General features: G+C 41.9%; 12 protein-coding genes. 4 read left to right on the top strand and 8 right to left on the bottom strand.

Annotated features, from left to right (window positions below; genetic code table 11):
* The first annotated feature begins 41 nt into the window (after positions 1-41).
* The gene (locus tag AC4E8A_RS21015; protein ID WP_490195726.1) at positions 42-1,013 is read left to right on the top strand and encodes a C40 family peptidase; all 972 of its coding nucleotides are present in this window, start codon (positions 42-44) and stop codon (positions 1,011-1,013) included.
* A 157-nt stretch (positions 1,014-1,170) separates the two neighbouring features.
* Here the strand turns inward: AC4E8A_RS21015 and AC4E8A_RS21020 are convergent, their stop codons facing one another.
* A complete protein-coding gene (locus AC4E8A_RS21020) occupies positions 1,171-2,619 on the bottom strand; it encodes an IS1182 family transposase (RefSeq protein WP_490195673.1) in 1,449 nt (482 codons plus the stop codon).
* A gap of 319 nt (positions 2,620-2,938) precedes the next feature.
* A complete protein-coding gene (locus AC4E8A_RS21025) occupies positions 2,939-4,366 on the bottom strand; it encodes an S-layer homology domain-containing protein (protein ID WP_490195727.1) in 1,428 nt (475 codons plus the stop codon).
* A gap of 207 nt (positions 4,367-4,573) precedes the next feature.
* Between AC4E8A_RS21025 and secA2 the strand changes: the two genes are divergently transcribed.
* Positions 4,574-6,946, top strand: a complete 2,373-nt coding sequence (gene secA2, locus AC4E8A_RS21030) for an accessory Sec system translocase SecA2 (RefSeq protein ID WP_490195728.1) — start codon at positions 4,574-4,576, stop codon at positions 6,944-6,946.
* A 66-nt stretch (positions 6,947-7,012) separates the two neighbouring features.
* Positions 7,013-7,912 (top strand): accessory Sec system S-layer assembly protein, encoded by a 900-nt coding sequence (locus tag AC4E8A_RS21035; RefSeq protein ID WP_490195729.1) that lies wholly within the window; start codon positions 7,013-7,015, stop codon positions 7,910-7,912.
* 52 nt (positions 7,913-7,964) lie between these two features.
* Here AC4E8A_RS21035 and AC4E8A_RS21040 read toward each other — a convergent pair whose 3' ends face one another.
* From AC4E8A_RS21040 to AC4E8A_RS21065, 6 genes are all read right to left on the bottom strand, one after another.
* Complete coding sequence (locus AC4E8A_RS21040; protein WP_490195731.1) at positions 7,965-9,182, bottom strand: ISL3 family transposase; 1,218 nt, start codon at positions 9,180-9,182, stop codon at positions 7,965-7,967.
* A gap of 352 nt (positions 9,183-9,534) precedes the next feature.
* Positions 9,535-10,248: a WecB/TagA/CpsF family glycosyltransferase gene (locus tag AC4E8A_RS21045; RefSeq protein ID WP_490195732.1), complete on the bottom strand. Its 714-nt coding sequence runs from the start codon at positions 10,246-10,248 to the stop codon at positions 9,535-9,537.
* A 38-nt stretch (positions 10,249-10,286) separates the two neighbouring features.
* Complete coding sequence (locus tag AC4E8A_RS21050; RefSeq protein ID WP_490195733.1) at positions 10,287-11,564, bottom strand: nucleotide sugar dehydrogenase; 1,278 nt, start codon at positions 11,562-11,564, stop codon at positions 10,287-10,289.
* Positions 11,565-11,678: 114 nt separating this feature from the next.
* Positions 11,679-12,980 carry a UDP-glucose dehydrogenase family protein gene (locus AC4E8A_RS21055; protein ID WP_490195734.1) on the bottom strand — a complete coding sequence of 434 codons (1,302 nt, stop codon included), beginning with the start codon at positions 12,978-12,980 and terminating at the stop codon, positions 11,679-11,681.
* A 255-nt stretch (positions 12,981-13,235) separates the two neighbouring features.
* Positions 13,236-13,898 carry a ribokinase gene (locus tag AC4E8A_RS21060; protein WP_490195735.1) on the bottom strand — a complete coding sequence of 221 codons (663 nt, stop codon included), beginning with the start codon at positions 13,896-13,898 and terminating at the stop codon, positions 13,236-13,238.
* 11 nt (positions 13,899-13,909) lie between these two features.
* A complete protein-coding gene (locus AC4E8A_RS21065; RefSeq protein WP_490195736.1) occupies positions 13,910-14,101 on the bottom strand; it encodes a PfkB family carbohydrate kinase in 192 nt (63 codons plus the stop codon).
* A gap of 308 nt (positions 14,102-14,409) precedes the next feature.
* On the opposite strand from AC4E8A_RS21065, the gene AC4E8A_RS21070 reads away from it, so the two are divergent.
* Positions 14,410-15,579 (top strand): MFS transporter, encoded by a 1,170-nt coding sequence (locus AC4E8A_RS21070; protein ID WP_490195737.1) that lies wholly within the window; start codon positions 14,410-14,412, stop codon positions 15,577-15,579.
* Positions 15,580-15,871 lie beyond the last annotated feature (292 nt).

Genomic DNA, 15,871 nt, shown 5'->3' on the forward strand with positions numbered 1-15,871 from the left:
TGTCGAAAGTTGCTTAATAAAGGAAAGGGGTCTAAATGCTGATGAAAAAACTAGCATTCTCTGTCGGATTGCTCATTCTCTGCCTGATCTTTGGACATTCTTCTGCTTCAGCTGAAGAAAATTATGAAAAATTGATTCCGGTAGCCAAGAAGTATCTGGGTGTGCCATATGCATGGGGAGGAACTTCCACTTCAGGATTTGACTGCTCAGGCTATATTGTGACGGTGTATAAGGAGCTTGGGATTACCCTGCCGCGCACTTCTTCTTCCATGTATAACGTCGGATCTTATGTATCAAAAAGTGACTTGAGGGTCGGGGATCTTGTTTTCTTCAATACATCCGGAAGCGGAGTAAGCCATGCCGGGATTTACATAGGAGACCATCAATTCATCCATGCCGCGAACAATGGTGTTACCATCACAAATATCAATGATCCGTATTATTGGAGCAGCCGCTACGTCGGTGCCAAGAGAGTTCTATCCTATAATTCGGCACCTGGACAGTTCCGTGATGTCGGCAGCTCCTTATGGGTCTATCCTGCTGTAAACAAATTAGCCAATGAAAATATCGTTCAAGGATATGAGGACAGCTTATATAAACCAAATCAATACATAAAACGCTCTGAGGTTGCTGGTTTGATGGCACAGGCGTTCAAACTGAAAATGAACAACCGTTCCGAAACTTTTCATGATATTTCTGCCACTCATTGGGCAGTGGGGGTAATTAACGCAGTCAAAGCAGAAGGTATCTTCGAAGGCATCAATAATTCTTTCCGTCCTGATGAAAATTTAAACCGGGCTCAGATGGCAGCCATCCTGGTACGAGCCTTTGATTTGAAAGGGTCTACTTCCAAACAGTTCACTGATGTTCCAACGTCCTTTTGGGCCTATGATTATATTAACAAACTTGCTGCATCGGGTTTGACGACTGGTTATGATGATGGGTCATATAAGCCGGGCAATCCTGTAACAAGAGCTCAGTTCACTGCTTTCTTATATAGAGGAATGTATTAAATAGGAAAAGGTGGCCCCTGATAATAGGAGGGCACTGAAAATCTGCCGATTTCTAAACTATAACTAAAATTAATAAAGAAAAAGCCACCCCTTCTTCCTATAAAAGGAAGAAGGGGTGGCTTTTTCTTGGATATAAACATATATGCTGCCTTTATTATCACATTAGTTTTAGGATCCTTTTAATATTTACCGCAAATATAGCCATGGCACCTTGTAATTCCATGCCAATTAGACCCGAGGATTCTGCTACATCATACCCGTGTCTGTGTTTTAGTTCACTATTTTTCGCTTCAATTTTATATCGTTCTTTTGCCTTTTCCTTAAAATACTCGCTTTCCTGGAATTTTGCTTGGGAGGAGTGCTGATCGGACTTTATAGTAACGGAATACGTCTTACTTTTGGCTCCTTCCTTGTAGCACCCTTCTCTCAGTGGGCATCTCTTACATTTATCCACGTCATAATAATAGGTGTCTGCCTGGTTTTTGCCTACTCCTTTTTTACCTTGCCTAGCTTTCCTTATAGCCATATGTCCTGCCTTGCAGACATACATACCCGCATCCTTATTGAATTCGAATTCGTCCTCTTTTTTTCGAGCACCCTGAGTGATTAGAGGGTTCAATTTTGAAACCAGTTTGATTTCATTTCCTTCACAATATTCAATATTATCTTTCTCGGAATAGGCCGCATCCCCAATAACCGTCTCCACTTCTATGCCCGCGTTTTTACTTTTCTCTATGAGTGTCTGCAGTTCTTTCCCGTCACTCTTTTCTCCAGTGGTAATGGTTGCGGCTGTAATAATACGTTCTTCACTCATCGCAAGATGAGTTTTATAGCCAAAAAAGGAGGAATCTGCTGTTTTGTGTCCCACTTTGGCATCCTGATCATTCATGCACTGGAGCTGCTCAATATCATCGGCAACCGTTTCTTTCAGGAGATTAAGCTGTTCCTTCACTTTGGGATATTCTAAAAGGATTTCTTCCTTTTCTATCACCTTAATGAGCTTTTGTGAGTAGGTTATCTCATCTTCCAGAACATCATTGGTTGGCTTCACAGGGAACTTGTCCTTCATACTTTCGTTAATCTTATAAATCGATTTTCTAAGATTCTTGGAGCGCTCCATAAGAATTTCCTTTGGCTTCATTTGATTATAGCGGGCTTTGGTATGGGTGGCATCAACAATAATGGACTTACTTTTTATAATTTCTTTCTCTATGGCAATCTCAACCGTCTTGTTGACAAGCATGTCTAATAAGTTCATGTCCTTTAACCTAAGTTTACGAAACTTAGTCAGAGAACTTGAATCAATGACGGGCTCTTCTGGAGCCATATTCAAAAAATACTTGAAAGACATATCATATTTAGACCGCTCAACAATATCGACATCTGATACATCGTGAATGGTTTTCAAAAACAAATATTTGAACATGCGAATAGGATCAATCGCATTTCGCCCATTATCATGACAATATTTATTCTTTAATTCATCAAAAATAAAGGAGAAATCGATTAAATCGTTTATTTTCCTTAACATATTGTCCTGAGGAACGACGATATCATAAAGGTCCATATACTTACTGAACATCATTGTTTGTTGTTGTTGAATCACTGGAAACCACCCACTTAATATTGTTAGTTCTATTATAAAGTAAGGATTTATTAGCGGGTAGTGTTCTTTTTTCTCAATGTTGATTGGAGTGGAAGGTGCACGACCTCCTGCGGGACTAGCGGGACAGGTGAGACCCCGCAGGCGAAGCCGAGGAGGCTCAACGCCCGCCCCGCGGAGTCGTGCACCTGGAACAGAAATCAACATTTTTTCGTAAAATCTGAAGTAAAAAAGGCAGAATCGCTCTTTGAGGTGAGCGATTCTGCCTTTTAGAACTTTATTGGACTTTTTCAGTGCCCTCGATAATAGGGACCACCTTTTTTCATTGACCTTCTTTTAATTTCACCGTTCTTTCTAGGAATAAGGCAAAATGCGCTCGGGATGTACCTTCAAAGGAACGGAATGGTGTAGCAGCATCTGCTACAGTGATGCCGTTATAGGCAAGTGTATTGATATCGTCATAATTCCAGAATTCAGCTTGATCAGAGAATTTCAGCTGTTTTGTCGGAGTTTCATAGACATCATCAAATGCTCTGACAAGAATGGCGGCCATTTGGGAACGTGTTAACACTCCCTCTGGATTCAGCCTGCCGTCATTCCCCGTAATAATGCCATTCGCTTCTGTTATGAGCATATCTTCGTAGCCCCAGTCACCAGACTTCATATCAGTTGCCTTCATCTTATATCCGGCCGGCGCTTTTAGATTTAGCGCGTTCACAATCAATTTCGCTGCATGTCTTCTCTTCAGAAGTTGATTCGGTCTGTATGTGCCGTCATCATACCCATTCACGATCTCCTTAATCTGCAGAAAACTGACGGCTCTTGATACTTCTCCCTTATCCAGATCAAGGAATATCTTAAGATTATCTGAATAGATTATATTGGAAGAAGCAATATATCCAGAAAGCCCTCCGTTGCCTTTCACCTTATACATCACATACAGGTTCGCTTCGTTTTCTGTTTCATAAGGCCCTCCTGTAATTTCAAGCGGCGTGTAATGCGGAGTTCTTTCAAAATTATATGGATCGTTTATGTCATGGCGGAGCTTGGAATAATCAGCATCTCCATTCCATGTATAGACAACATCTCCTACTTTAATGTCCTGGGAAGTCCTGATGGAAGTCGGCCACTCGTAGTCGACATCTGCAGGGAAGCTCATAATATCGGACCCATTATAGTTGATTTGAATATCAGGCGTACTTCCGACTCCCTGAAGGGCATAATTCCTTACGTATCTATATACTCTTTCCTGATAAGCACTTGCGGGGTTCAATCCAGGATCATTTACTTTGGAAAGTCCGTTGTATGCCATGACCGCGATGTACCAATCTTCAAGATACTTTTTGTCGTGGTTATTGACATGGGGAAGATTTAGATTCCATTTCTCCAGAAGCTTATTCGCCCCCTGTTCAATATTGTAATGGATATCCCACTTCAGCTTTTCTTCGTTGATTCCTTTTTCAGCCATTTCCTCTTCAGTCATGGTAATCTGCATCAATCCAATTCCGCCATCATCAGTAATGTGCGGAGTTCCATCATCGTTAAATTGTCTTAATTCTGCAGACTCGGACAAGGCAATTGCTTTTAAGATTTCGGGCGGAATTCCTTTTTCAAGGGAGACCTCCCTCAGTATTTCTTTGATTTCGGCATTGGTGTAGGTATCAGCTGTATCAGCGCTGGCGCTGCCGGCAAACCATACCGCTGCAAACAACAATGTTAAAAGAATGGTTCTTTTCATTAGCTTTTGCATATTTCTCCTCCTCTAGTAATCTATCCTCTATTCTATAAGACTTCCGAATTCTGTAAAAGGATTATTGTCAATTTTTTTAAAAAATGCATTTTTAGTTTTTCACTGGATAAAACTGTAATGTATAACTTTGCCAGAGATTAATGAAAGAGCATAGGAACAATGCTATACTAATGTAGGATTGATATATAGGAACAAGGAGAGAACTTTGTGATTACATATATTAAAAATGTCATAGGAACTTCAGACCAGCGGACGATAAAGAAGTACCTTAAAGAAGTAGAAAAGATAAATAGATATGAAGAACAGCTTACTTCATTAACGGATGAAGAATTGAAAGACAAAACTGCCGAGTTCAAAAAATCCTTAAATGAAGGCGCAACGATTCTTGAAATCAGGCCGGAAGCATTTTCCGTTGTCAGAGAGGCTTCTAAGCGAGTCCTTGGGCTGAGACACTTTGATGTCCAGCTTATCGGGGGAATGGTTTTATCCGAAGGAAATATTTCCGAAATGCCGACCGGTGAAGGTAAAACACTTGTTGCCTCCCTGCCGAGTTACCTGCGTGCTCTTGAAGGCAAAGGCGTTCATGTCATTACCGTCAATGAGTACCTTGCCAGACGGGACCGCGACTTAATCGGGAGGATTCATGAATTTCTTGGACTTACCGTAGGCTTGAATCTGCCTGAATTGGATCCCGACAACAAGAAGGCAGCGTATCTTGCGGACATTACTTACGGTATCGGCAGTGAATTCGGCTTTGATTATCTAAGGGATAACATGGTCTATAACAGTGCCCAGCGTGTTCAAAGACCATTTCACTTTGCTATTGTCGATGAAGTGGACAGTGTCTTGATCGATGAAGCCAAAACCCCACTCATCATAGCCGGAAAGAGCGGGATCAATTCTGACTTGAGTTATCTCTGTGCCAGAATCATCAGGACATTCGAGCAAGATGAACACTTTTTATTTGATATAGAAACCAAAACAACCAATCTCACAGATAAAGGCATTGCCAAGATTGAAAAAGGGTTTGGAATCGATAATCTATACGAAATTGAACATCAGACTCTTTACCATTATGTTATTCAAGCCTTACGGGCACGAGTCATGTTCAAGCGGGATGTTGACTACATTGTCAAAGAAGGAAAAATCCTGCTTGTCGATATGTTTACTGGGCGGCCGATGGAAGGACGCACATTGAGCAATGGCCTTCACCAGGCTATCGAAGCAAAGGAAGGCCTTGAAGTGACAGAGGAAAATAAAACGCAAGCCTCCATTACAATCCAGAACTTCTTCCGGATGTACCCCTTCCTTGGAGGCATGACGGGTACTGCCAAAACGGAAGCAAAAGAATTTGAACAGATTTATGGAATGAGTGTTATTCAGGTGCCAACCAATAAGCCTGTCATCCGCGAAGATCTGGATGACCATGTGTTCAATACGGTTACAGCCAAATATAAGGCTGTGGCAGAGAAGGTGAAAACTATACATGAAACGGGCCAGCCTGTCTTGATTGGCACCACGTCCATCCTGCAATCAGAAGAGCTCTCTTCTTACTTGAAAGGGCTCGGCCTTAAGCATGAAGTTCTGAATGCAAAGAGTGTTGAACAAGAGGTGACTCTGATTTCATTGGCTGGACAAAGAGGGAACATTACGGTCGCAACCAATATGGCCGGCCGTGGAACAGATATCATGCTCGGCGAAGGTGTGAAAGAACTTGGCGGCCTTTATGTTATCGGTACAGAGCGCCATGAATCCAGGCGGATTGATAATCAGTTGAAAGGACGTTCCGGACGCCAGGGTGATCCAGGAATATCCAGATTCTTCATATCGCTTGAAGATGAAATGTTCAGCCGATATGCACAGGAAGATTTGGAAAAACTTCAAAAGAACTTGAAGGTTTCCAAAGATGGCGAAGTGCTGAATAGAAATATTGATGAATTCGTCAACCGCGTACAGCGGATCTGCGAAGGCTCGAACTTCTCTATTCGTGAGTATAACCTAAAGCTGGATGATGTCTTGAATATCCAGAGAAATACAATTTACGAACTTCGTGATAAATTACTAGAGCGAGAAGAAGTCACTTCCATTATGATCACCATGCTGAAATCTTATGTAATGGAAGCCATCGAACGCAGCTGCCCTGAAGATGAAAAAGAAACAGAATGGAATCTCTCCGGGCTGGAAACTCAATTGCAAGAAGCCATCCCTGAATTTAGTCTCAGCCTGTCTGATGGAGACCTTAGTCTAAAGATGATAAAAGCAGCGGTTGAAGAAGAACTCGACGCATACATTTCCAGGGTTAATGAACATTTCAGCCAGGAAAGCTTCACAGAGGATGTACGGAAGTTCTTATTGACTGCGACCGACTTCCATTGGCTCGGACATATTGATGCGATGGAAAGACTGAAGGAAGGAATCGGACTGCGCAGCTTCAGCCAGGAAGATCCAATGAGGCAATATGCCCGCGAAGGACTGGAAATGTTCTCGCAGATGTACTATGAACTTGAACAAAACGTCAGCCATCAGCTGGCACAACTGATGGTAAAGTTGGAAAAAAGAAATTCTTTAAAGAAATCATGATCTGGTTGGAAGCAATCGGCAGTGTCCGGTTGCTTCTCCATGTAAATCGATAACGGAGGGGAAAATATGTTCAAATTTCTGGAGAAGTTGAAAAAAGATTCTTTAAAAAATTCAGGGGAAAACAGCACAATCTCCTCAGACCAGCTTTTTGAAGGGAATGAGAAAGAAACAGAAACAACGGTGCAGACAGCGTTATCCCTGTTTCCAGGTGCTTCTATCTCTTCTGAAGAAAAATATTACTTGCAATTTCTGCACAATGAATTACCTGATTTGAAGGAAAATCAGATTTCAATTGCAGGTGTCGATCTTAAGAAGACGGAAGAAAAAGTTATAGTTACAGCGTTTGTACGGAATACACTGGCCCAAGCGGTGAAATTCCAAAAAACTGCCCTTCTCTTATTAAACCCAGAGGGAAACCGTATTGCACGCAAGGAATTTGATCTTTCACGTCTGGGTGAACTGCCAGCCAGAAGCAGCAGACCATGGCTATTCGAATTTCCTCTCGTAGAGATCGAAGCGGAGGAAATCCCCGCCACAGGCTGGACATTAGCTTTTGAATTGAAAAAGTCACCCGCTCCTCACGGTTTGGATCTGGAGGAAAGCTGGAAAAAAAGCCTTGCAGCTTCCGAAGTTGAGAAATTGGAAACAATGGTGAAATCGTTGGAAGCTCCAAAACCGGGAGAAGTGAATTTCATGGGAATTTCCATCAAATTACACGAGGACGGACAGCTGCACACAACTCTCTTGATCCGCAATGGCAGTGAAAAAGATATCAATCTTCAACAGATTCCTTTAGTTGTAGAAGATGCCGAGGGTGATATTGTTGCCAAGGGAGGATTCCAGCTGGAAGCATTAAAGGTAAAGTCTAATACAAGCAAACCTTGGACGTTCATATTCCCGACAGAACTCGTTTTGAAAAAAGAGCCAAATCTATCCAAATGGAAAGCCTATCCAATCACAAAATAAGAAAATAAGGTTCAACGTCAAATGTTGGGGTGAAGTGAATTTTGCTTCACCCTTATCCAATATGTGAACCCAGTCTTTTATACGTATGTGTTAATAGTATTTTCGCTCGAAAACGCGTAAAGCTTCGAAATCCAAATGCGTTTCGTTTCATCACTTTCGTTAAATTGTTAATTCCCTCCAAGAAGCCGTTAGAATAGTTATAGGTAAAGCTATTTAATATTTCAACCTGCCAATTTTTTAATGTTTGCGCTGCTTTTTGAAACTCCGGGATGCCCGCCTCATCAACGGCTTTGTAAAAGGAATATAAGTCATTTTTGGTTTGGTGGATGTTCTCTTCTCCATTTTGTTTCGCCTCATCGAACCAGTGACAGAACAGTTCTTTCAATTCATAGGCCAGCTTTAATTCAGGGGACATGTCCAGATAACGTTGAAGATACCACTGATTGTCCTCTGTTAACTTATAGGATTTTTTATAGAATACATGTCGCATCTTTTTGCATTTCTTTCGATCATAATCATGCCAGCTGGATTGAACTCTTCTCCTCACTCCATCAAGGGCCCAATAGATATATCGAACAAAGTGAAACCGATCCGCCACAATAATAGGCTTCCCAAGGGCTTGTGTGACAGCTGCTTTAAAAGACTGACTCATATCCATGATTACGATTTCCACTTGAGCTCCATACTTTCGGAGATAGTGCTTAATCGTATTTTTGTATCGATTCGGAAGGATATCAATGGGCTCTTTAGTGATGCCATTCGCGATGATGAGCTGGTACTTGCCTTCTCTGGTATCTCCTTTGTATTCATCGATGGCGATCACTTTTGGCAATTCTTTCACTTCTTCGTTGACTGTCTCTTTGGCCAATTGATCAAAGCGCCTTACGACCGTTGAAGGGGATGTTCCATACACTTCTGCCGTCTCCTTGAACGTCTTGCCTTTAATACTACGAATTTTAACTGCCTGGTTCAGTTCCACTGATAACCGTTGGTATCTATTCACAAAAGGGTTCTTTTCCGCAAACTTCTTTCCACAAGGACAAGCATATCTTCTTCTTTTGTAAAAGATTAGTGTGTGTCTTTCAAATAGCTTTAAATGCTTAATTTTTTGTATACGATAGTCGTGAATCTTATGAGTGAAAGTAGCACAAACCGGACAGCTGTGGGGTGTAACCGGCATCTCTGTATAAATACAAAGTCTCGCCTCCACTTCCTCCATTTTCGTAACCATTGCTTCTTCAAAACCAGGTAGAATTATGTTAGAATTCATTATGCACGAATCTCCAATCTATACTTGTTTCTCGACAACTCAAGTATAAAAGACTGGATGATTACGTGCATTTTTTTTGTTCAAATTGTGTAAGAACCCCAACAAATATTATAGAACCGAAAATAAGAACCCCCTCGAATGTCGAGGGGGTTCTTATTTTCCTTTTTTCACTAGAAAAGAGAGGAAAAACACCTTGCTGCATGCTGCCCAAAGCATTTTTCCAATTGGCTACCAACCGAGATTTTCTTGTATGATAAGAAAGGAAATATTTTCTCTCTGCCTCATATTTTACCATCGATAGCAAATTATCTCAATTATTATTTGAAGATTATAGGAAATTTGTCGGCTGCTCCTATTTCTCTTTTTTTAGTATTTCCAAGAGGAATTTTGGAAGAATCATCTGCCTCTTGATTCTGGAGGGTTCTTTAAGAAGACGGTAAAACCATTCCAGTCCCATCTTCTGATAGAATTCAGGCGCACGCTTGATTCTTCCTGAAATGACGTCGAATGATCCACCTACCCCCTGATAAATACTTGGCGCCAGTTCCTGCATATGACCCAATATCCAATTTTCCTGGACAGGACTCCCCAATGCCACAAAAATGATATCCGGATTTGTTCGATTGATCGTATCCTTAATCACCTGTTCATCCTTCTCATATCCATTCAGCGTTCCGGCAATAGTCAACGAAGGAAATTTTTTTTCTAGTTCTTTTACCGCAGCATCTGCTACCCCGGGTTTCGCACCATACAAGAAGACACTCTTTCCGTTTTCAGAAGCGGTTTGACAAAGGGCCATCATCATATCGATTCCGGTCACCCGTTCACGAATCGATCCGCCTTTCAGTCTTGAAGCAATAATGACTCCGATCCCGTCAGGAATTTGGTAATCAGCCTGGTTCAACAATTTGCGGAGGCTTTCATCTTCTTTGGCCTTCATAATTTTCTCCGGGTTAATCGCTACAATAAATGATTTCTTCTTTTGCTCTATGTCCTTCAATATTGAGGCCGTGATCTGTTCATATGTCAGGTTGCAGACATCTACTCCCATAAAGTTTTCCTTCATTATTCATCACCTATTTCCAGAAGTGCTTTTTAAAGAGTTCATTCGTTTTTTGAGTCTCCAATGACCTTCACTTCGAATCCTTCTTTTTCCCAAGCACTTCGGTCAATGCAATTCTTTGTATCAAAAATCATCTTTGTACGAATATCATTGGAAATTGTGGAAGGATCAAACTCTTTAAATACATTATGGTCTGTAAGCACAAGGATGATATCAGCATGGTTAACAGCTTCATGGACATCCTGTGTCTGCTTCGCCAATTTATTTTCTTTAATATGAGGATCATAGGCTGTGTAATCAACACCCAGCTTTTCTAAATTCTCCAGTACATGAAGTGATGGGCTTTCACGCATATCATCAATATTTCCTTTAAACGCTAATCCAAACACTGCTACTCTTCCGTGCTGGATGCCTTTTTCATCAAGGAGCGCTTTGACTTTTTCTGCTGTATATTGAGGCATATTGTCATTCGTCGTTCTGGCAAGATGAATGATCTGCGCCAGCTCCGGCTGAAGTTCAACCAGGAACCAAGGATCGACTGCGATGCAGTGTCCTCCTACACCAGGTCCAGGCAAATGAATATTCACCCGCGGATGGAAATTCGCAAGCTTGATTGCTTCCCAGGCATTCACACCTATTTTGTCACTGATTTTCGCTAATTCATTTGCAAAAGCAATGTTCACATCACGATACGTATTCTCAATGACTTTGACCATTTCAGCTGTCGTTGCATTCGTTAAATGAATTGTTCCTTTCACAAACAGCTCATACAGTTCTTTCGTAAGCTGTGAGGACTTTTCATTAATCCCTCCGACAATTCGGTCATTATCCACAAGTTCTTCAAATACTTTACCTGGGATGACACGTTCCGGTGAATGGGAAACATATAGCTCTGTTCCCATTTCCAGGCCGGATTCTTTCAGCTCTGAAATCATGACATCCTCGACAGTACGAGGAGGAACCGTTGACTCAAGGATGACCAGGTTCCCTTTCTTTACATATGGAGTAATCGCGGCTGTGGCTTTTCGTACATATTCGAGATCCGCTGTTTTATCTTCTTTGATTGGTGACGGCACTGCAATGATGAATACATCTGCTTCTTCCGGAGTGGTGGCAACGGTTAAGTTACCACTGTTAATCGCTGTTTCCAACTTTTCTTGAAGGCCGTTTTCCTCTATATGAAGCTGTTTGTTTTGAATCATGTTAATTGCGCGTTCGTTAACATCCACACCATGAACCTTCATTCCATGGTTGGCAAACATGACAGCTGTAGGAAGACCGATATATCCTAAGCCGACAACACAAATCTTGTTGAACATCTCACAAAACTTCCTTTCGTAAGTTCTTACCTAAACTTTAAATTTTATTATATCGAATTTAAGGTGGAGTTTACACCATCTTTTTGTATATACCGAAAATCAGGTCTGCTCTTCTTATATTCTTCCTATAGAAAAATATTGAATACCTGCTTTCTCTGCATCTTTTGTTGAAAAACAGTTTCTTCCATCAAACAGTACGGGATTTAGCATATATTGCTTGTAATCCTCTAGTGGGAATGTTTTTATCTCATCCCATTCCGTTACAACGAATGCCATATCCGCATTCTGCAGGGCGGTTTCCATTGTCTCATGATAGGATAGCTTTTCGCCATAGATTTTCTTCACCCTTGGCTGTGTAATCGGGTCGTATACTGAAATATCAACGTCCTGCAGCAAAAGCTCGTTAATGATCTCCAAGGATGGCGATTCCCTGATGTCATCCGTATTTGGTTTAAATGAAAGGCCTAAAACCGCAGCTTTCTTTCCTTGAAGGTTCCCTTTGAAATAGTTTGAAGCTTTTTCAAAAAGCCTTTTCTTCTGGCTTTGATTGACGGTCAGCACAGCATTCATTATATGGCTCGGAACGTCAACCTGTTCCGCTAGTTTAATCAGCGCTTTTGTATCCTTTGGAAAACAGGAGCCTCCGTAGCCGATGCCGGCTCTCAGGAAGTGGGGTCCGATCCGGTGGTCCATTCCCATACCGGCAGCCACCTGCTCGATATCTGCCCCAGTCTTTTCACATAGGTTGGCAATTTCATTTATAAAACTGACCTTCGCGGCTAAAAATACGTTAGAGGCGTACTTTATCATCTCTGCACTCTTTGTATCTGTCCGGATAACAGGGATATCAAAGCTTGAATAAAGTGATTCAACCAGGTCTCCTGCTTCTTTACTTGAAGAGCCGATAACAATTCTGTCACCGTGGAAGGTATCCTTTATGGCTGAGCCTTCCCGCAGAAATTCAGGATTGGAAACAAACCGGACTTTAATGGAGGATGAATCTACTCTTTCCTTCATAAAACGCTCAGCCCAGCCATTTGTCCCGACCGGTACTGTGCTTTTGATGATGAGTACAGTGTCTTTATATATATAATCAGCAATCTTATCTAAAACGCTCTCAACATATTCCAGATTCGCTGCACCGTCCGGTCCTTCCGGAGTCCCAACTGCGATGAAAATACAGTCTTTATTTTCATAAGCTGTTTCCGGGTCTGCAGTGAAATTCAGCCGCGATGCTTCTATATTTTTCTTAAGAAGTTCATCAAGGCCTGGTTCATAGATAGGGGAGCGTCCTTCGTTAAGTAAATTTATTTTGTCTTGTGATATGTCATAACAAGTCACCTGGTGGCCCGCTTCAGATAAACAGACACCTGTCACCAGTCCTACATATCCTGTACCTGCAACAGCAATTCTCATAAGTGAAACTTATCCCTTCTATTATCTTGTTTAGAGATAATCTCCAATAATTGTATTAGCATGTATATAGTAACACCAATTGAACAAACATACATACTATTAGCCTTCATTATAAAGGTTTTATTCAATGAACAATTTTATTACAACTTGACTGGAATAGATACAGGAAATTTCATGTGTAATGAAAGTGTAAATAATTAAATATGTATCCGTCTACCTTACTACCCTGTATATATAGAAGCAAAACGTCAGGAGTCAGGTTTCATTGAGCTCTTTACGAAGAGGCATTCCCGCTTGTGCGCCAAGCTTTGTAACAGACTTAGCAGCAGCTTTGGAAGCAAACAAACAAGCATTCTCCACGGATTTCCCTTCTGCTAAGGCTGTGGCAAGCGCCCCATTGAAGGTATCCCCCGCACCTGTCGTGTCCACTGCCTCTTCTACTCGTTCTGCCGGAAGGCTTTTCTCCTTGCCTTGCATATAAAACACCACTCCCTTGCTTCCTTTTGTAGTGATGAGTTTTTGTAGCAGCTTTTCGTTGTCATCTAAATAGTTCTTAGTTAGCTGTTCGGCTTCTGATTCATTTGGGGTTAGAAAAGTAACTTTCTCAATCCATCGACTTTCAATAGGCTGATAAGGTGCTGGATTTAAAATGATATTGACCCCTGCATCATGAGCTATTTCAATCGCTCTTTCGATGCTGTCAATCCGGATTTCCATTTGTAGAAGAAGCCACTCGCTGCTCGTTATCGTGTCTATGAATTCATCTATTTGTGCTGGAGTAATTTTTGAATTTGCACCTGGAACGACAATAATTTTATTTTCACTTTTGCTGACAGTTATCGAGGCGATCCCCGTTGGGACACCTGAGATGATTTTTATTGCATCTGTGTTGATACCCAAATCTTGCAGATATTCCATATACCTCTCGCTTATATATCGTCTCCTACAGCTCCAATCATTCGAACCTGTGCCCCAAGCTTTGCAGCAGCCACCGCCTGATTTGCTCCTTTTCCTCCAAAGCTTTTATGGAACTTTTCTCCCATGACTGTTTCTCCCCACTGAGGGTCTGTTTGAGTGATTGTCACTATATCCATGTTGATACTTCCGACTACTGTAATCATTAGAGTTCGCTCCTCCCTCATTTACAACACTTTACCACTATAAAGCACCAGGGGACAGTGGTTCGATAAAGCGATTTTTTCATTATTGAAAAATGTTCCTTTCTATAGGGGAACACTTGGGAAGAACTGAATAATACTGCAACTTTTTTTGTGGTTATCTTAGTTTGACGAGCCAAGTATGTAAGCGTGAACATCCAAAGAACTCGCTAAAATCCCTCTTGTATCCGTTTTTGGCCAGGCGTATAATGTGTCCTTGGATGTAACAGAAAACAGTAATTTTATTTACATAAGGGGGATCTCTTCTTTATATGAAGAAGAAACAATCTTGGCTGTCCGTTCAGTTCTTTGTCATCATGTTTACCTGGGGTATTTTCATTCCGTATTGGACAGCATGGCTCGTGGAAAGCAAGGGATTTTCGATTGCCACTGCTTCTTCACTGGTCGCTGCCGGCATGATTGCCCGTTCGTTTTCCAGTTTTTATCTGTTCCCGACACTAAGCCAACGATTTCCGCTTGGAAAGCTCGCACGAATTCTTGTAGCAGCATCTGGCGTTTTACTGCTGCTGTTCTTCCCGCTAAGTTCCTTTTTCGGAATGATGGCCTGCATGGTCCTTTTCAGCCTGGTCTATCCAATGCTGATGCCGCTCGTTGAAAGCATGGCCGCCGTCATGATGAAAAAAGACAATGTGGATTATGGAAAAAGCAGGTCCTGGGGATCGATTGGTTATACATCGGCGTTATTGTCGGCCGGTTTCATAACTTCAATTTTTAGCGAGGGTGCCATCATCTATATGATGTTTGCCGGGATCATCACGATCCTGTTGTCTTCATTAATGAAGCTTCCTGCATCCATGAGCGAACCCCGTGGTCAAGAACGGTTATCTTACCGCAACTTGTTTAAGTCAAAAAAATTCTTGCTGGCCATGGGCATCGTGATTTTCACGATGGGGACCCATGCTGCTTACTATAATTATGGCGTGTTATATTTGAAAGAGCTTCATGTCAGCAACATGTATATCGGCGTCCTGCTGAATGTCGCTGTCATTGCAGAGATTCTGTTCTTCGCTCTCTCTGATAAATTTTTAAAAAGAAAATTGATTTCCGTCATGTTCATGACCGCCAGTTCCGCCGCCATCCTCAGGTGGACCATGCTGTTCCTGTTCCCGAGTGTATCCATGTTCGTGGCAACGCAGCTGCTCCATGCCTTCACGTTCGGACTCACTCATTATGCGTTCATGAGGTTGGTCTATGAAGAACTGGAAAGCAAAGACTTGCCTGCTGCACAAGGTGTTTACACAGCGCTGGGCTCCGGCTTAAGCACCGCTGTATTGACATTTGTCAGCGGGTTCTTATACGAGTATGCATCAGGATATGCTTTTTTAGGTATGGGATTAGTGGCGATTCCGGCCGTGTTGATCGGTGGAATTATGTTTGTTAAATTTGAGAGAAAGCCGGTTGTGCAGAGGGCTTTTCGTTGAATGGAGGAAACCAGTCCACGTTGGGCTGGTTTTTTTGAGGAGTGATTGTATGATTTTCCGGGTCTGGTGCCTGGGCGGGGGGCGGCTTTCGGCGATTTGGGGAGGTCTTTCGGCGGTTTTTGCTGGTCTTTCGCGAATTTGTCCTCTCTTTCGGCGATTTTTGCTGTTCTTTCGACGAATTGATGAAATGCACTCTAAAAAGCGAAAACCGCTTCATTTCCTTGTAGGACTTTTCTAAAAAACGCAGCTTGCTGCATGGACAGTTGTTCTATCGACGAATTTGGGAGTTCTT

The organism is Bacillus sp. SRL337, assembly GCF_984799155.1.